The organism is Anaerovorax odorimutans, from assembly GCF_024459955.1.
In the GTDB taxonomy this organism is placed as follows: Bacteria; Bacillota; Clostridia; order Peptostreptococcales; family Anaerovoracaceae; genus Hominibacterium; species Hominibacterium odorimutans_A.
The window spans coordinates 20,695-38,256 of record NZ_JANFXK010000003.1; the positions used below are offsets into that span (position 1 = coordinate 20,695).

Genomic DNA, 17,562 nt, shown 5'->3' on the forward strand with positions numbered 1-17,562 from the left:
AAGGGGAGAAATATGCAATTAGAGAAAGAACTGAAAGATTTGAATTTGCTGGATCGGTTTTTGTTTGCGGAAGCTATGGAAGATCCGGAAATCGTGGAAATGGTGCTGGAAATCCTCCTTGGCAAAGAAGTCGTATTGAAGCATCTGCCGCAGGTGGAAAAAGAAAAACGCAGCACGCTGTGGAACCGCCAGGTCAAGCTGGATATCTGGGCAATGGATGAGGACGAAACGGTCTATAATGCGGAAGTGCAGAAAAAGAACACCTTTAACTTACCGAGGCGCAGCAGGTTTTACCACAGCCTCATTGACAGCAGACTCCTGAAGAAGGGGACGATCGACTTCAATGAGCTGAATGATGTATACGTCATCATGATCATGCCGTTTGATCTTTTCGGCAAGGGCCTCTATCAGTATACCTTCCGTATGGAATGTGAGGAAATTCCCGGCCTGCGGCTGGAGGACGGCGCAGTTCGGATCTTCTTCAATACCCATGGCAGAAAACCTGAGAATATGAATCCGGAGCTGCCTGCGCTACTCCGGTATTTTGAACACACTACCACAGAAACAGCAGAGGCTTCATCCAGCAAAACGATTCGGAAAATCCATGAAAAGATTCAGGCCATCAAGGCCGACGAAGAAATCGGGGTGAAATACATGAACGCATGGGAAGAAAAACTGATGGAACGCCAGGAAGGATACGAAGCCGGTATGAAAGAGGGCCGATTTGCCGGTCACCGGGAAGGTTCACGGGAAAAGCAGAAAGAAATTGCCTTGAAAATGAAAAGCCGGGGAATTTCCCTGGAAGAAATCGCAGAGCTTACGGGTCTTGCGCCTGATGAAATTGAAGCTTTGTAACTATCTCTTTTTCGGCTTTTCATGTCTCTGTCCTGCAAAACCCTTCATAACCGCAAAAAACCTTTGACACCAGCCTGTCCGCATGGTATTATATATTACTGTAAGCCGCACAAACTGGGCTGTTTTGTAAAGCATGAATTTGCTGCCCACACTGGCGAGACTGGATAGAGGAGGTAACATACCAAAATGTACGCAATTATTGAAACAGGCGGAAAACAGTACCGTGTAGCCGAAGGAGATCAGATCCGAGTAGAAAAATTAAAGGTGGATGACGGCGAACAGATTAAGTTCGACAAAGTACTGGTTCTCGGCGAAGGAACTGACGCAAAAGTAGGAGCACCTTATGTAGACGGTGCCGCCGTATACGGAGACGCGATCGAAACCGCAAAGGGTGACAAGGTCATCATCTTCAAGTACAAGGCAAAGAAAGACTACAGAAAAAAGCAGGGACACAGACAGCCATACACATTAGTTGAAATTACAGGAATTTCAGCGGATGGAACGGCTCCGGCAAAGAAAGCCGCAGCACCTGCAAAGGAAGAGGCGCCGGCAGAAGCCGCTGCTGACGATTCCCAGAAGCCGTCTTTAAAATCCATGAAGAAGGCTGAGCTCATCGAATTTGCAAAAGAAAACAGCATCGACATCGATGAAAAGGCGACAAAGCCGGTTATTCTTGAAGCAATTGAAGAAGCGTTAAAGTAATTAATTTCCAAGTAGATTGATATAGCGAGGAGGTGTCTTTTCATGGCAAGTAAAAAAGGTGTAGGAAGCTCGAAGAACGGTCGCGACAGTGAGTCGAAACGGTTAGGAGTTAAACGTGGAGACGGTCAGTACGTGAGCGCCGGAAGCATTCTGGTTCGTCAGAGAGGAACCAAGTTCCACCCTGGCAACAACGTAGGAATCGGCGGAGACGATACCTTATTTGCAAAGATTGACGGAGCTGTAAAGTTCGAAAGACTCGGCAAAGACAGAAAGCAAGTAAGCGTATATCCAAAAGAAGCTTAAAACATGTTTTGAGAGCCCCTATACAATATAGGGGCTTTTGATATTAGAGAAAAAGGAGGTTCTGATGTTTGTAGACAGAGCCAAAATAATGATCCGTTCCGGTAAGGGCGGCAACGGAGCCGTTTCCTTCCGCAGAGAGCCTTATGTGCCGGAAGGCGGCCCGGACGGGGGAGATGGCGGAAAAGGCGGGGACGTAGTGTTCCAGGCCGACGGCAGCCTGAGGACCCTGATGGATTTCCGATATAAACGTAAATATGAAGCGGAAAACGGTCAGGATGGCATGAAGAAGAAAAAGTTCGGCAGGGACGGAAACGACCTGATTATTAAAGTACCGCCGGGAACCGTGGTCATCGACGAAGAGACAGGGTTAGTTATGAAAGACCTGGTAAATGACGGCGATTCTTTTGTTGCGGCCAAAGGCGGAAAAGGCGGAAAGGGCAACGTTCACTATAAAAATTCTGTGAGACAGGCACCCAACTTCGCAGAAGCAGGGGGCTTTGCCAAAGAGCGCAGCGTAATTCTAGAAATGAAGCTGATTGCTGACGTGGGCCTTGTGGGCTTCCCTAATGTGGGAAAATCCACGCTGCTGTCTGTCGCTACCAGCGCAAAACCGAAGATCGCCGACTATCACTTTACCACCATCGACCCCAACCTGGGAGTTGTACAGATTTACGATACCAGCTTTGTAATGGCGGATATCGCCGGCATCATCGAAGGCGCCCACCAGGGCGCGGGACTTGGTTTCCGTTTCCTAAAGCACATTGAACGGACTAAGGTGCTGATTCATGTGGTGGACATTTCCGGCAGCGAAGGCAGGGACCCGATCGAAGATTTTGACAAGATCAATAAAGAGCTTGAGCAATACAATCCGCAGCTGCTGAAAAAACCGCAGATCGTTGCCGCCAACAAGATTGACATGATTGATGAAGACGGACCGGAATACAAGCGTTTTAAAGAATACGTGGAAGGCAAGGGCTATAAAGTGTTCCCTATGTCAGCTCCCATCAACATCGGCGTCAAGGAAGTTCTGGCGGAGGCAGCAGCAGAGCTTGCCCGTCTGGATCAGGGGCCGCCGGAAGAAGAATATATCGAAACCTTTGATTTCGAAAGGGACAATGAAGATCTCGATTACAGAGAGATCTATATTTCCCGGGATGAAGACGGATTCGTGCTCACCGGAAAACAGCTGGAGAAGATCTTCAACTCCACCAACTTCAATGATTCCGGTTCTATGCGCTACCTTTACAAATACATTGAAAAGAGCGGCGTCTTTGAAAAACTCAAAGAAATGGGACTGGAAGAAGGAGACGTTGTGAAGGTCATAGATTACGAATTCGAATATTACGACGAATTTTAGATAATGCCCAATGGAAAAAGAAGGTGAGGAACCTTCTTTTTTTGTGGTTTCCGCATAAGATGTTCCAGGAGGGAAATTTTATGTGGAAATCAAAACTATTAAAACAGACAGGCGTCTGCGTGATCGTCGCTCTTGCCCTGCTGCTGGCCCGTAGCGTGGATGTTCCCCAGCTCAACCGGGGAAGCGAAGCGGCCATAGCTTATCTTTCTAAGAACTATACGGTATCCGATGCCATGACCTTTGCTAAGAACAGCATTACAACCATCGCGAAAGCGCCTGTAACCGTGACCAACGCCGTTTTATCCACCAAAGAGGAAGGCAAATACGGAAAACCAGCCGATGAGGCAAAGGAAGGCGAAACCGTATCCGTTTACGCAGTGGGGGCAGGCACCGTGTCGGCTGTAGGTGAAAACGAAAAGATCGGCAAATTCATTAAGATCAACCACGGCGACGAAGCGGAGAGCATATACGGCAACTGCACGGGAGTCTATGTAAAAGAGCTGGACCGGGTTAAAAAAGGGCAGGTTATCGCCACCTTCAAAAAAGAAGGAGACCGGGAATTTTATTATTCTTTTCGAAATCTGGACTGAATTTATGGTATAATAGTTCCGCTATTTGAATGCGGATCTGCCGCAGGAAGGACTGATTTTAACTATGAGACAAAAACATCCGAGCAGACAGGAGTGTCTGCGGCTTTTGGAAGAATATAAGACGCCGGAGCATGTGGTGAAGCACTGCAAGGCAGTGGCCGATACGGCGGTAAAGATGGGAAAAGCCTTGAACCAACACGGCTATCATTTGGATCTGGAGCTGATCGAGGCGGCGGGCCTGATCCACGACATTGCCCGGGTCGAGGACGAGCACTGGGAAAAGGGCTATGAGCTGGCCAAGTCCCTGGGCTATGATCAGGAGGCCGATATCATCAAGGTGCATATGCGTTATTCACCTTTTTCTGCTGTGGAGCACGTCAACGAAACGGACCTTGTATGTCTGGGTGACCGTGTGGTCAAGGAAGATACCTATGTAGGTCTGGACAAACGCATGGAGTATATCATCGAAAAGGCCAGAAAGCAGGGTCATGCGGATGCGGAAAAACGGATACTGGAAAAGAAAAAGGAAGCGCAGGAGCTGATCGGCGGAATTGAGAAAACTGTGGGAATGACTTTAGATCAACTGATGAAAGGTATGTAAATGGAAATTAGTAAAGAACTGGACAAGTTATTGAAAAAAGTAGAAAAACCGGCCCGTTATATCGGCGGCGAGATCAATGCGGCGGTCAAGGACCCGGAGCAGGTGGCCTGGCGCTTTGGTTTCGCGTTTCCCGATACCTATGAGATCGGCATGTCTTATATGGGTATGCAGATCCTGTATCACATCCTCAATAAGGAAAAGGATATCTATTGCGAAAGACTTTTCGCGCCGGCCATGGATATGGAGCAGCAGATGCGGCAAACAGGCATGGAGCTGTTTACCCTGGAGACCAAAACACCGGCCTCTCAGCTGGATTTCATCGGCTTTACCCTTCAGTACGAGCTTTCCTTTACCAATCTCCTCAATATGCTGTCTCTGGCAAAAATACCGTTTCTTTCTGAGGAAAGAGACGATTCCTATCCGATTATTCTCGCCGGAGGTCCCTGTGCCTATAACCCGGAACCGCTGGCTGACATCGTCGATGTTTTCCTCATCGGAGACGGGGAAGAATTGCTGCCTCAGGTGATTAAAGAGAAAAAAGAAGGCCAGTCCAAGGAAGAATATTTAAAGGCCGTCTGCCGGATTCCAGGCGTTTACGTGCCGCGTTTTTATCAGCCGGTCTATAACGAGGACGGAACGATAAAAGAAATCCGCAGAACCTTCGAAGGCGCTCCGGAAAAGGTTCAGCGGGCCCTGATCGAGGATCTGGATAACGCATTTTTCCCGGAAGAACTGATTGTACCTTTTATTGAAGTGGTTCATGACCGGGCAGTTGTGGAAACCTTCCGCGGATGTACCAGGGGATGCCGTTTCTGTCAGGCAGGCATGATTTACCGGCCTGTCCGCGAACGGGAGCCTGAGACCATAAAAAGGATCGTAGAAAATCAGCTGGATAACACCGGACATGAGGAATTATCGCTATTATCTCTTTCCACCAGCGATTATTCCCGCTTTGAAGAACTGGCTCTGGATCTGATGGCCATGTGCAAGGAACGGAACGTTTCCCTTTCCCTGCCGTCTCTGCGTCTGGATTCCTTTTCCTTCAATGTGCTGCAGGAGATTCAGGGATATAAGAAGTCGGGACTGACCTTTGCGCCGGAAGCCGGCTCCCAGAGACTGCGGGATGTAATCAACAAAGGCATCACGGAGGAAGATATCTACGGGGCCGTGAGACAGGCTCTGGAATTGGGATGGAGCAACGTAAAGCTGTACTTCATGATCGGCCTGCCTACGGAAACATATGAGGATCTTTCCGGCATTGCCGAAATCGCAAGAAAGATCAAGGAAATCAATTATGAGATCAAGGGCAGAAAAGGAGGCCGTTTCAATGTTACGGTCAGCATTTCCAACTTTGTGCCCAAAGCCCATACACCGTTTCAGTGGGAGGCCCAGGATACGGAGGAAGCCTTCTTTAAGAAACACGATTATTTGACGAAAAAGCTATCCATCAAGGGTGTTACCTTTAATTATCACGACACGGAAGTCAGCGCCATAGAAGCCGTATTCGCAAGAGGCGACCGCAGAATCGGCAAGGCCCTGATCCGCGCCTTTGAACTGGGCTGCAAATTTGACGGCTGGTCGGAGCATTTCAAAGCGGAGCTGTGGAAACAGGCCTTTTCCGAAACGGGAATCGACCCGGCCTTTTACAGTACCCGCGCCAGAGACTATGATGAAATCCTGCCATGGGATATGATCGACTGCTTCGTTTCAAAGGATTTCCTGATCCGTGAAAACGAAAAGGCGAGAAAGGAACAGATTACGGAGGACTGCCGCAAGGGCTGCGCAGGATGCGGAATGAACAGTAAAGCCAATTGTATGCCGGAGGTGAACGAATGAGTCAATACGCGATCAAATTTTCAAAAGAAGGATATATTTGCTATACCTCCCATCTGGATATGCTGAGGCTCTTTAAACGAGCTCTGAAAAAGGCAGGAATCAAGCTTTCCTATTCGCAGGGGTTCAATCCGCACCCCAAAATGGGATTTGCCCAGCCATTGTCTCTGGGGTATTCCAGCATCGGAGAATACCTGGAATTTGAGACAGATGAGGACTATTCCGAAAGCGAGCTGAAAAAGGCGCTGGACCGTCAGATGCCCGAAGGCGTGAACCTGTTTGAATGTAAAAAGCTGATTGGGCAGAAGAAAAGTCTGGCGGCCAGAACGAAATCGGCCGAATATATCATCGGCATACCTTTGGGAAGGGAGCCGAAAAAGGACGGACAGACCCTTTGTGAGGAATTTCTGAAACAGAAAGAAATCCTGGTACCGAAAAAGCAGAAAAAATCTAAAGAGATGAAAGATGTGAACATACGGGACAAAATCCGTCTGCTCAATTTCGTCATTGCCGGTGAAAACTTACTGGTAACGGCGATTCTGGACTGTGGAAGCGAATCGAATCTCAGTCCGGAGCTTTTGATAGCCGCTCTGACGCGCTTTCTTATGGTTGATACTGACCGGTCGGAAATGGATGTTCTGCGGACGAAAATTCATTTTAACGACTGACAAAATTTACATGTAATATATTGACAATCCCCTTTATGAATTGTAAAATAATGTAAAACATTCATGAAAGGGGATTTTGAGATGAAACAATATCTGAACAAAGAGTTTCTGCTCAGCAACAAAAAGATTCTGATAAAAGTAGCTGCGATCGCTGTGATTATTGCGGCTGCTTTTTTTGTTTTTGTACTGGGCGGAGATGACGGCCAGGAGAAGCTGGCTGTTTCGGAATCCGCGCAGCAGGCTTCTGTCGGCGGTGAGGCTGGGGAGGAGACAGAAGAGCCGGAATCCATTATTGTAGATGTAGGAGGGGCTGTAAACACGCCTCAGGTGGTAGAATTGAAAGCGGACAGCAGGGTGGCGGACGCGGTTTCTGCGGCAGGAGGGCTGAAAAGCAACGCTGATACGGCGGGAATCAATCAGGCAGCCTTTCTTTCAGACGGAGAGAAGGTCTATATTCCGGCCAAGGGGGAGGATATTTCCGGAATAGCCGCCGCAGCCGCAGAGCAGGGAAGCTCAGGTGAACAAAAGACAAAGGTCAACATCAACACTGCCACCGCCGAAGAACTGCAGACTCTGAACGGAGTGGGGCCTGCCACTGCGGAAAAGATAATGGATTACCGAAAAAACAACGGTTATTTTAAGAAACCTGAGGATTTGAAGAATGTCAGCGGAATTGGGGACAAGACATTTGAAAAATTAAAGGAACAAATTATGGTTTAGGGGGATATTATGAAAAGGAACAAAAGGGTGCTTTCCTGGGTACTGGCTGTCTGTATGGCGGTCTCTTTGTTTCCTGCCGCGGTTTTCGCCGCCTGGGAGCACGGAGATAAGGGGTCTGCGGATTTTACCAAGATACTGGTGGGGAAAGACGGGAAACAATACTACATAAATGAAAACGTGAAGACTGTTTTCTATAACAGCAACGGCACAAAGAAGATAAAAGCAGGCAACGGCCGCAGCAAAGTCAGGTGGCGGTACCTGAAGATCAGCGATAAGACCAGCGGCAGCGCCCGGTATGGGTACTGTATCGAGTTTGGCGCCGGATTTGCCGATACGGCCAATTATAAGGCTTATGACTCCGGCAAAGATAAAACACTGTTTCAGAATCTGCCCGCCGATACACAGAAGATCATTTCGGCAGCTCTGTGCTATGGCAGAAACGGTTCGCGGAAAGTGCCCGTTTCCGGGGCCAATGACGCAGATTATTATTTTGCTACTCAGGTCCTGATCTGGGAAGCGCAGCAGGGGCTTCGAACCATTGTCAAAAAAGACGGCAGGCCAAACGGAACAAAACTGGCGAAAGCCCACAGCATGCCGGCAAAACACATGTATGGCTTTCTCAAAGGAAGACCGGCGGAAAAATGTTATGACTGGCTGATAAAAAAGGTGAATGACCACCTGAAGGTACACAGCTTTGCGTCTGAGAGCAAAGCGGGAGCACCCGTATATGATATGCGGTACGATCAGGCGGCCGGCCAGTGGACGGTGACCTTAACCGATACCAACAAGAAAAGCAGCGGGATCAAAAGCGACATTCCCGGCGTAACTGTGGCCCGCAGCGGCAATCAATATACCTTCAAAAGCGCCTCGCCCATTGCTTCACCGATAATCCTGACAGGGAAAAACACCTTGGACGGCGGCAGTTCTTCCGGTAAGATTCTGGTTTGGAACTGTACGACAAATTCTGCGTATCAGTCGATGATTATGGGCTCAACGGATCAGTTTTCCATGTATCTGGGCCTTCGCACAGTGAGCGCGCCGGAAGTACAGATTGAGAAGAAGGATAAGGAAACCGGAAAGCCGGTAACCGGTGCTCCGGCGGTTTTTCAGGTGAACAGCACATCTGACGGCAGTCTGGTGGCAGAGGGGCTGACCACTGGCGCGGATGGGAAAGTCCGGCTGCCCAAGGCGCTGGGAGCAGGCGTCTATCAAGTTCGGGAAATGCAGGCGCCGGAAGGCTATCTTTTGGAAAAAGAACCGGTATCCTTTACAATTTCCGACAGCACCACCGGGACTGTAACCGTGGAGCAAAAGGATATGCCGCAGAAGGGCGTTATCCGACTACATAAAAAGGGAGAGACCGCAGATGCACAGGAGGGAGAGATAAAAACAGGATGGAAAAACCTTGAGAATGTTCGTTTTGACATTTTGGCGGCTGAGGATATCGTCACAAAGGACGGTACTGTTCGTCTGAAAGCCGGAGAGCTGGCTGACACGATTGTCACAGATAAAGAGGGAAACGCAACTTCCAAGGAATTATATTTAGGAAAATACAATATAGTGGAGAAGGAAGCGCCTCTCGGGTATCAGCTGTTACCGGAACCGGTAACGACAGAATTGCGTTTTGCGGGAGGGGATACGGCCCTGACATCTGTCAGCGTGGAGCTTACCAATGAACTGACAAAGGGCGGCGTGGAGATTGAAAAGACAGATGTTTCCACAGGAAGCCCGCTTCCCGATACGGGTATCGAAATCCTGGATGAACATAAAAAAGTCTTGATTCAGAAAAGAACGGATAAAGAAGGAAAGGCTTTCTTCGAAAAGCTGCCGGCAGGAAAGTATTATTTCCGTGAATTCGATGCTCCCAAGGGATATCAGATCGATGAGACCGCGTTTCCTTTTGAAATAAAAGAGCATGGGGAAATCGTAAAATGCGAAATGACAAATAAGAAATTGCCTGCCGAAACCGTTCCTGAGAAAAAAGACCGTTCACCGCAGACGGGAGACCGTTTTTCTCTGGGAGTATGGGTATTTCTCCTGCTTGCAGCGGTTTTCCTGATTTTTCTCACAGCTTATCGGCGTAAGAGGTATTAAATTCTAATTATTAGATAATACTACCAAATGAGGTGGTGTTATGTTTAGTAATCAGAAAAAGAGTTTTTTTAAAAGTAAATGGTTCTATGGAATCATCGCAGCAGCTTTGCTGGCCTTCGGCGTATGGGTCAATTACGACGGAAGCAGTCAGAAAGCCAATACTGCTACAGAGGTCGATCAGCAGACACAGAGCACGACACAGAGTCCCGCAGTCGTTGACAGCAGGGACGATGAAACTTCGGATGAAACCGACGAAGAAACGACAGATGAAAGCGAAACTACGCAAACCGAAGAAACACAGCAGACCTATTTTCTCATACGGGAAATAGAGGGCGTTGTGAAAGTGTTCTACTGTAATGAAAACGGCGAGGAAAGTCTCTATCAGATCACGACGATCCCCTTTGCCCTGCTGAGCAAGGAAGACCAGCAGATGCTGGCAGAGGGCCTTCAGGTCAACTCCAAGGATGAGTTGGCAGACTTCCTGCAAAACTTTGATAGCTAGAGGAGGCAGCAATGAAGAGTGCGATAAAAAAGGGGGGCCTGATCTTTGTGGGCCTCCTCCTTACGATCATCATCATCGGTCAGTTTACTATGAAAAACGATGATACGGCAAGCGTGGATGTGGTATCCGAAACCGTACTGGTTCCGGGAGGCCATTCCGTAGGTGTCAGAATGGACGTTAAAGGCGTCTTGATCGTAGGGCTGGAGGAAATCGAAACCGCAGACGGAGAAAAGGTAAACCCTGGAATTAAGGCGGGACTGCAGATCGGTGACATGATTCTGGAAATAAACGGAACCAAGGTGTACAAAGCCGATGAAGTTCAGGCTTTGGTAAACAAGATTCAGGGCGACGTAAAACTGAAAATAAAGAGAAAGACCCAGAAGCTGGATATCAATTTGACGCCGGTGGTGGCAAAAGACGACAATCTGTATAAGCTGGGCGTATGGGTTAAGGATAAGACTGCCGGTATCGGCACGCTTACCTACTACAATCCGGTGGACCAGTCTTTTGGCGCGCTGGGCCATCCCATTGTAGATCCGGAAACCGGTTCGATCTTATCGGTAGATAAGGGTCAGTTGCTGCAGGCGCAGGTACAGTCCATTCAGGAAGGTACTGCCGGAACCCCCGGTGAAATAAGAGGCGTCTTTTACGAAGCGGAATCACCCCTGGGAGGCCTGGAGAAAAACAGCTCTTACGGTGTGTTCGGCAATGCGTATCATCCCATTGAAAACCCGCTTTATTCAAAGCCTCTGGTGGTGGGCAGGCAGGATCAGATAGAAAAGGGAAAAGCCTATATTCTAACCACGCTGGACGACAATAAGCTGGAACGGTTTGAAATCGAGATTGAAAAAATCGACCATCAGAGTGAGCCGTCAGATAAAGGAATGGTAATTAAAGTAACCGACCCGCGGCTTCTGGAAAAGAGCGGCGGCATTGTTCAGGGAATGAGCGGCAGCCCGATCATCCAGAACAATCGCATCATAGGCGCGGTAACCCATGTATTTGTCAATAATCCCAAGAAAGGATACGGCATCTTTATCGAATGGATGCTGCAGGAGTCTGACTCATAACTGAGAAATTTGTCGAAATACTACGCAAAATGACTTTCTTTTTTCGTTGCTATTTTTACAGGATAATCTAAAATTATATATGGAATAACAAGCCAATAGAGAGAAAAAGAGGAAAACAAATGTTTAATGCGTTTATTGACAAAGGAGGATTACATGAAAAGAATTAAAATCGGTATTGCTGATGACAACAAAGACTTTTGTGACATTCTGTCGGATTTTTTCCAGGATAAGGACGATATCGAAATCTCGTTTATCACCCACGACGGAGTAAAAACGGTGGATGCCATAAAAGAACATATGCCCGAGGTTTTAGTTCTGGATATGATAATGCCCCATTTGGATGGACTTGGCGTCCTGGAAACCATCAGCGGAATGGATCTGCCGGTGTATCCGCGAACAATCGTGCTTTCTGCGGTAGGACAGGAGACGATAACACAGAAGGCCATCAACCTTGGAGCAGAGTATTACATCGTGAAGCCTTTCAGCTTGGATATTCTGCTGAAAAGGATCAACCAGCTGGCAGGAAACGACTCCCAGGAAGAAGGAAAGATCAGCTTTGCCAGAGCCATACTCAACAATCAGGAGGAGGATTCCCGCGAGGATCTGGAAGTCGATATCACCAATATCATTCATGAAGTGGGCGTACCAGCTCATATAAAAGGCTACCAGTATCTGAGGGATGCCATTACCATGGTGGTAAAGGATATGGACCTTTTGGGAGCAGTGACAAAGGAATTATATCCGGCTATCGCACAGCTCAATAATACGACCCCCAGCAGGGTAGAACGAGCAATCCGGCACGCCATCGAAGTTGCGTGGAACAGAGGAAAAATTGAAACGATCAATAGCCTGTTTGGCTATACGGTACACAACGATAAAGGAAAACCAACCAATTCAGAATTTATCGCAATTATTGCAGACAAGCTGAGGCTTGAAAGAAAAGCAGGCTGAGTGGAGCGGAGCAAGAAGTAATTATTCTAGGATACAAGCATAATAATTATAAAGGAATTAAAGGATTCGATGGAATTATTGTAATGGAAATACTTATTATTGGTTTGAAATAAACTCCTTTTATCAGCATGAGAATGAAGATAAAAGGAGTTCTTTTTTATTGATTTTCGACATCTACATATTGAAGTATTTCCGATACGGAACACTGCAGAATGCGGCAGAGATCATTGAGCGTCGTGGTGGTAACCGGCTTGTTGTTTTTCAGCCGCGAAATCGTAGAACTGCTGATATTATAGCGAGTTATCAGAGCATAGGTGCTGACGCCTTTTTTTTCTAATGTATTCCAAAATGGATCATAGACGATCATAATACACCTCCGCTTCTATAAAAGTATATGGTAGTATCATTTAATTGACTATACTCGATAAAACGACTATAATAGTTTTAGATCCATTAAAAAAATAATACATGGAAGAATCATCCAAAATATGAGGATTACTAATATGAACGTTACTTTTAATTTCATAATTGTCCTGGAAATTGTGATCGTGAACCTGGCCGCAGCCAATATCTGTTTACATAAAAAATATGGAACGGCCTGCGTCTTTTTTTCCCAGGCGTTATATTCTGCCGTGGATACGGCAGTCAGCCTGTATTTGATCCATCGGCTCGGCGACTTCGGGAACGGAAGCAGCTTGGTCATCCTGCTCAGTCTGCTTCTGCTCAGCCCGGTCGTTTTTTTGTATAAGGAGGATTTTTCGGTATTCCTGACAGCTCTGTCCGCGTCCTGGGCCTGCACCATGCTGATTTTTTCCTTGGCCTCCTGTATTGCCGCCTTGACTCCCGGTCGTTTTCCCATCATGCTTTTCGCAATTCAGACGCTTCTCCTTGCCGGTTTTCTATACGGGCTGGCGCGGTTTATTAAATGTGGATTTTTATATTTTTTGACCAATGCTTCACCCAAAATCAATGATTGGTTTCATTGGGTCAGCATCATATGGCTGATACTGATTGTCGTTTTGAACCTGGCCTTCAGCTATCGATGGCTCCTTGTGGCCGTCTTCATCCTCCTGGGGATAAATCTGGCGTTCTCCTATGTGTTTTTGTTCCGTCTGGTTAAGAACTGCATGGATATTACCTATCTGCAAAATTGCAGCTATCTGGACGAAATGACGGGGCTATGCAACCGTTCGCGGATGTTTCTGGATGCTGCGCAAATGATAGAAGAAAAGATACCTTTCTATTTGTTCTATATGGACCTTGATGATTTTAAATCGGTCAACGACTCCTATGGGCATCTGGCCGGAGACAAGTATTTGTGCATCATCGCCGACGGGGTAAAGGAAATCATCGGCAGCCAGGGGAAGCTATACCGTATGTCCGGGGATGAATTCATCGGTGTTTACACGGGAGAAGATGTCATGCACTGTCTGAAACAGCTCAGGGAATACCCCTGGGATCAGCAGCTTGGCGATATGGAGTTTCTCGGATTCAGCCTGGGATACGCCCAATATCCGGAGGATTCCAACGAGCTGGATACACTGATCCACATTGCGGACAGCAGGATGTACCGACAGAAACGGCAGGACAGAAAAAGCGGGCCCTGAGACTTTCCGGAATAAAATCTTTCCCTTGCCGTTGAAAAACCGGAGCAGCGTAGTATAATAGTTACTGATATGATGGAAAAGGAGAGTTGAATTATGAAGATAATAGCTGTTCTGGGGAGCCCCAGAGACGCCAGCGTTTCCACAAAGATCGCCATGAGGGCGATAGAGGGCGCAAAAAACGCAGGACATAAGGTAAAGATTTACAATGTGAACGAAATGGACATACTGGGATGTCACGGCTGCGGCTGCTGCCGGAAATACGACACGGACTGCGTGATCGAAGACGATATGGAAGAATACTTTAAGGATCTGAGAGAAAGCGGCGCCTTGATTTTGACTTCCCCCAATTACTATTCCCAGGTGACGGGACCGATGATTACCTTTATGAACCGCCATTACTGCCTGTCCGACAAAGACCGCAAACCGCGTATTCAGTCCGGCATCAAGCTGATCGGCATCTTTGCTCAGGGAGCGCCGGCAGATTATGAAAAATATCAGGCCAACTACGATTGGTATCTGAGTACATATACCAGCAAGGACATGGATCTTGTGGGAAAACTCATTGCCGGAGGAGATACGGATACCAGCGATGAAAGCGAAATCATGAAGCAGGCTTACGAATTGGGAAAGTCTCTGTAGCATAAAAGTAAGGCGAAAATTGAATGGGTCGGAGAATATCTGCTCGCAAAGAGAAAAAATCCGCTGTCTGTCAGGGAAAACCTGCGGACAGCGGATCTGTTTTTATTCAGATGGTTTGAACTTTTTAAGGTCGCTGCAGTTTTTTGGCGGCCTGATCTTCCGCGGCCATTTCCATTACCTTATAGTGCATCAGCTTGCCGGTGGCCGTATGAGGAAGTTCTTCGACAAAGCGATAGAACCGCGGACATTTGTAATTGGCCAGCATTGGGTGTTCCATACAGTAAACTCCCAGCTCCTCGACGGTAAGGCTGTCATCCGACGGAACGATGTATGCGGCTACGGCCTGTTCTCTCAGTCTGTCGGCAACGCCTACCACTGCGGATTCAAAAACCTTCGGATGCTGGTTTAAAACCTCCTCCACCTGAGAAGGATAAATGTTTTCACCGGCGGAAACGATCATATCGTCTTTTCTTCCCACAATGGTGACGAACTGGTTTTCATCCCATGTGGCCAGGTCTCCGGTATACATAAACCCTTTATAAAACTTCCTGTCCATTTCAGCAGGATTGTTGTAATAGCTGTAAGAGGATTTTGCAGGGGAGCAGAGGATAACTTCTCCGATATCCTGTCCGTCCTTTTCGGCCAGATCATCCGGCTCAGCTTTGTGGCCTTCATAGACTTTTACAACGCGGACATCGTCATCCGTGCAGGCACGCCCTGCGCTTCCCGCCATTTCCGGCAGATCGTAGGGCCGCAGGAAGGTATTCCAGAAAGTTTCGGTGGTACCGTATCCATTGAAGATATTGGGACTGAGGACTTTATGGAATCGTTCACAGGCCGCTTTTTCAAGAGGGCTGCCCATGGTTACGATTCCTTTCAGATTGGAAAGGTCTACAGGATTGCGTTCCTGGACCTGCGTCAGCAGTGTCAGAACCGCAGGGACTCCGATTAAAAACGTGATCTCATATTTTTCTGCGTATTTCAGACATTTTTTTGGGGTGAATTCCCTGAGGATGATTACTTCGCCGCCGGCATACAGTGTTGGGCAGGGACCGCCGGAATGAAGACCGCCTCTGTGGAACCATGGCGTCATGTTCATCGTTCGGTCCATCGGCGTCAGGGGGAAGTGCATTAAGACGTCGTGGGCGGACAGCACTTCGTTGATATTGTTGAGCGGAACGCCTTTCGGTCTGCTGGTGGTTCCCGATGTATAGAGCCGAGTCGTTTCGTCATAGATATGGGAAGGCTCCGTTCTGACCGGATTCTCATCGGACTGATCTTTTACATAATCTTCATAAGTAATGTGGCCGCGGGGGAGTTCATCTTCATCCGTACATCCGGTCATAATGAGGATTTCCGGGCGGTGGGCACACATGGCAAGCGCCTCCTGCACCGTCTCGCGGCTCTCCATGTCGTAAACAAATACCTTTGGCCTGCTGTCATCAATGGACATGGCAGTTTCTCCCGGCGCCAGCCGGTAATTGATCGGAGAGTTGATGGCTCCGATCTTCTGGGGAGCCAGATAGCAGAATACGAATTCCGCACAGTTGGCAAGCTGGTACATAATTACGTCATTTTTCCGGATACCGTCTTCGGCCAGAGCATTAGCCAATCGATTTACATCCTGATTCAATTCTGCGTAGGACCACCTTTTCTCTGTTTCGGGATCAAACAGAGCAGGCCGGTCCGCAAATCGCGACACATTGCGCATAAATCCATTTAAATAGGTAAATGATGTTTCAAAAGTTTCTTTAAACATCGTTGCGTCATAAGTAAATGACATCGTACAAAACCCTTCTTTCTCATCTTCAATCATTTTCTGTATTTTTTCACAATAATACTGGAATTCTGTCCGCCGAAGCCAAGCGCATTGGACATGGCTGCGCCGATGGAGGTTTCTCTGGCATTGTTGGGAATATAGTCCAGATCACATTCCGGATCCAAAGTGCGGTAATTCAGGGTAGGGGGAAGGATTCCGGTTTGGATGGCTTTGATACAGGCGATGACCTCTGTAATGCCTCCTGCTCCCATGAGATGCCCTGTGGCGCCTTTTGTTGAGCTTACAGGAGGAACCTTTTCTCCGAACACCTCCTTGATCGCTTTTGTCTCGATGGGATCGCCAAGAGGAGTCGATGTGCCATGGGCGTTGATATAGTCGATTTGATCGGGAGCCATTTCTGCAAGATCAAGGGCGCGCCTCATACATGCCACTGCGCCTTTTCCCGATGGATCGGGAGACGTTACGTGATAGCCGTCGGATGTATTGGCGTATCCAGCCAGCTCTGCCAGGATATCGGCTCCGCGGGCCAGCGCATGAGTTTCCGTCTCCAGGATCAGCGCTCCGCCGCCTTCCCCCATGACGAATCCGTTTCGATCCGCGTCAAATGGGCGGCAGGCTGCTTTAGGGTCTTCGTTATGCCTGGACAGAGCCTTCGCCTGGGCCAGACTTCCCAGAACGACAGGACAGAGGCTGCTTTCGCCTCCCATGATTACCATAGCATCGGCTTCACCGGCGCGGATAATCATCGCCGCCATACTCAGGGCATCACCACCGGAAGAACAGGCGGTATTCAGCGTATAGCTGGGGCCGTGGATTCCCTTGGCAATGGAAAACTGAGCCGCTGCCAGATTGCCCAGAATTTTTGGAACGAACCTGGGACTCACTTTCTTTGCCTTTCCTGAGGTAAGCTCGTCCTGTGTCATGGCTGTCGTCGCCACTCCATTCATAGCCGTACCCATAACGATTCCCAGCCGGTCCGATTCACTCTCCACGGGAAAACCGCTCTGATTGAGAGCCTCGTCAGCTGCCGCGTAGGCATATTGCTGGAACAGATCCATTTCACGGATCAGTTTTGGCGATATATATTCTTTTGGGTCAAAATCTTTTACTTCGGCAGCAATCTGCACTGCCAGTTCCTGTGGGTCAAAACGGGTAATACGGTCGATCCCGCAGACCCCCTGCACCAGATTATTCCAATAAGTCTCAGTACCGGTTCCGATAGGAGTAACTGCTCCCATGCCGGTGATAACTAGTTTTTCATTCATTTATTTTCCTCCAGTTATAATTACA

The 17,562-nt window shown here is 48.1% G+C and carries 17 protein-coding genes and 1 pseudogene; 15 read left to right on the plus strand and 3 right to left on the minus strand.

Translation table 11 applies throughout. The annotated features are described in order from the left end of the window. The first annotated feature begins 12 nt into the window (after positions 1-12). From NE619_RS03650 to spo0A, 13 genes and pseudogenes are all read left to right on the plus strand, one after another. The gene (locus tag NE619_RS03650) at positions 13-855 is read left to right on the plus strand and encodes an Rpn family recombination-promoting nuclease/putative transposase (protein ID WP_256131012.1); all 843 of its coding nucleotides are present in this window, start codon (positions 13-15) and stop codon (positions 853-855) included. A gap of 186 nt (positions 856-1,041) precedes the next feature. Beyond that, positions 1,042-1,350: pseudogene (gene rplU / locus NE619_RS19000) on the plus strand (50S ribosomal protein L21); the annotation flags it as partial. 249 nt (positions 1,351-1,599) lie between these two features. Then, positions 1,600-1,860, plus strand: coding sequence for a 50S ribosomal protein L27 (gene rpmA / locus NE619_RS03660; RefSeq protein ID WP_305146568.1), 261 nt, complete (start codon positions 1,600-1,602; stop codon positions 1,858-1,860). Positions 1,861-1,924: 64 nt separating this feature from the next. Next, positions 1,925-3,217: a GTPase ObgE gene (gene obgE / locus NE619_RS03665; RefSeq protein WP_256131014.1), complete on the plus strand. Its 1,293-nt coding sequence runs from the start codon at positions 1,925-1,927 to the stop codon at positions 3,215-3,217. An 80-nt stretch (positions 3,218-3,297) separates the two neighbouring features. Next, complete coding sequence (locus NE619_RS03670) at positions 3,298-3,807, plus strand: M23 family metallopeptidase (protein ID WP_256131015.1); 510 nt, start codon at positions 3,298-3,300, stop codon at positions 3,805-3,807. A gap of 64 nt (positions 3,808-3,871) precedes the next feature. Next, positions 3,872-4,408 carry an HD domain-containing protein gene (locus NE619_RS03675; RefSeq protein ID WP_256131016.1) on the plus strand — a complete coding sequence of 179 codons (537 nt, stop codon included), beginning with the start codon at positions 3,872-3,874 and terminating at the stop codon, positions 4,406-4,408. Beyond that, on the plus strand, positions 4,409-6,244 hold the full coding sequence (locus tag NE619_RS03680; protein ID WP_256131017.1) for a TIGR03960 family B12-binding radical SAM protein: 1,836 nt from the start codon (positions 4,409-4,411) through the stop codon (positions 6,242-6,244). Next, positions 6,241-6,909: a TIGR03936 family radical SAM-associated protein gene (locus NE619_RS03685; protein ID WP_256131018.1), complete on the plus strand. Its 669-nt coding sequence runs from the start codon at positions 6,241-6,243 to the stop codon at positions 6,907-6,909. The genes NE619_RS03680 and NE619_RS03685 overlap by 4 nt, the downstream gene beginning before the upstream one ends. A gap of 81 nt (positions 6,910-6,990) precedes the next feature. Next, positions 6,991-7,629, plus strand: a complete 639-nt coding sequence (locus NE619_RS03690; RefSeq protein WP_256131019.1) for a helix-hairpin-helix domain-containing protein — start codon at positions 6,991-6,993, stop codon at positions 7,627-7,629. A gap of 9 nt (positions 7,630-7,638) precedes the next feature. After that, a complete protein-coding gene (locus NE619_RS03695; protein ID WP_256131020.1) occupies positions 7,639-9,723 on the plus strand; it encodes a SpaA isopeptide-forming pilin-related protein in 2,085 nt (694 codons plus the stop codon). 40 nt (positions 9,724-9,763) lie between these two features. After that, complete coding sequence (locus tag NE619_RS03700; RefSeq protein ID WP_256131021.1) at positions 9,764-10,225, plus strand: BofC C-terminal domain-containing protein; 462 nt, start codon at positions 9,764-9,766, stop codon at positions 10,223-10,225. 11 nt (positions 10,226-10,236) lie between these two features. Continuing rightward, positions 10,237-11,295 (plus strand): SpoIVB peptidase, encoded by a 1,059-nt coding sequence (spoIVB, locus tag NE619_RS03705; RefSeq protein ID WP_256131022.1) that lies wholly within the window; start codon positions 10,237-10,239, stop codon positions 11,293-11,295. A gap of 153 nt (positions 11,296-11,448) precedes the next feature. Then, complete coding sequence (spo0A, locus tag NE619_RS03710) at positions 11,449-12,246, plus strand: sporulation transcription factor Spo0A (protein ID WP_256131023.1); 798 nt, start codon at positions 11,449-11,451, stop codon at positions 12,244-12,246. A 157-nt stretch (positions 12,247-12,403) separates the two neighbouring features. Here the strand turns inward: spo0A and NE619_RS03715 are convergent, their stop codons facing one another. Then, a complete protein-coding gene (locus NE619_RS03715; RefSeq protein WP_256131024.1) occupies positions 12,404-12,613 on the minus strand; it encodes a helix-turn-helix domain-containing protein in 210 nt (69 codons plus the stop codon). Positions 12,614-12,749: 136 nt separating this feature from the next. On the opposite strand from NE619_RS03715, the gene NE619_RS03720 reads away from it, so the two are divergent. Together NE619_RS03720 and NE619_RS03725 are read left to right on the plus strand one after the other, a co-directional pair. Beyond that, on the plus strand, positions 12,750-13,853 hold the full coding sequence (locus NE619_RS03720; RefSeq protein ID WP_256131025.1) for a GGDEF domain-containing protein: 1,104 nt from the start codon (positions 12,750-12,752) through the stop codon (positions 13,851-13,853). A 93-nt stretch (positions 13,854-13,946) separates the two neighbouring features. Next, on the plus strand, positions 13,947-14,492 hold the full coding sequence (locus NE619_RS03725) for a flavodoxin family protein (protein WP_256131026.1): 546 nt from the start codon (positions 13,947-13,949) through the stop codon (positions 14,490-14,492). A gap of 124 nt (positions 14,493-14,616) precedes the next feature. Here NE619_RS03725 and NE619_RS03730 read toward each other — a convergent pair whose 3' ends face one another. Both NE619_RS03730 and fabF read right to left on the minus strand, forming a co-directional pair. After that, positions 14,617-16,275, minus strand: coding sequence for a class I adenylate-forming enzyme family protein (locus NE619_RS03730; RefSeq protein WP_256131027.1), 1,659 nt, complete (start codon positions 16,273-16,275; stop codon positions 14,617-14,619). A gap of 29 nt (positions 16,276-16,304) precedes the next feature. Then, positions 16,305-17,537, minus strand: a complete 1,233-nt coding sequence (gene fabF, locus NE619_RS03735) for a beta-ketoacyl-ACP synthase II (RefSeq protein WP_256131028.1) — start codon at positions 17,535-17,537, stop codon at positions 16,305-16,307. Between the last annotated feature and the right edge of the window lie 25 nt (positions 17,538-17,562).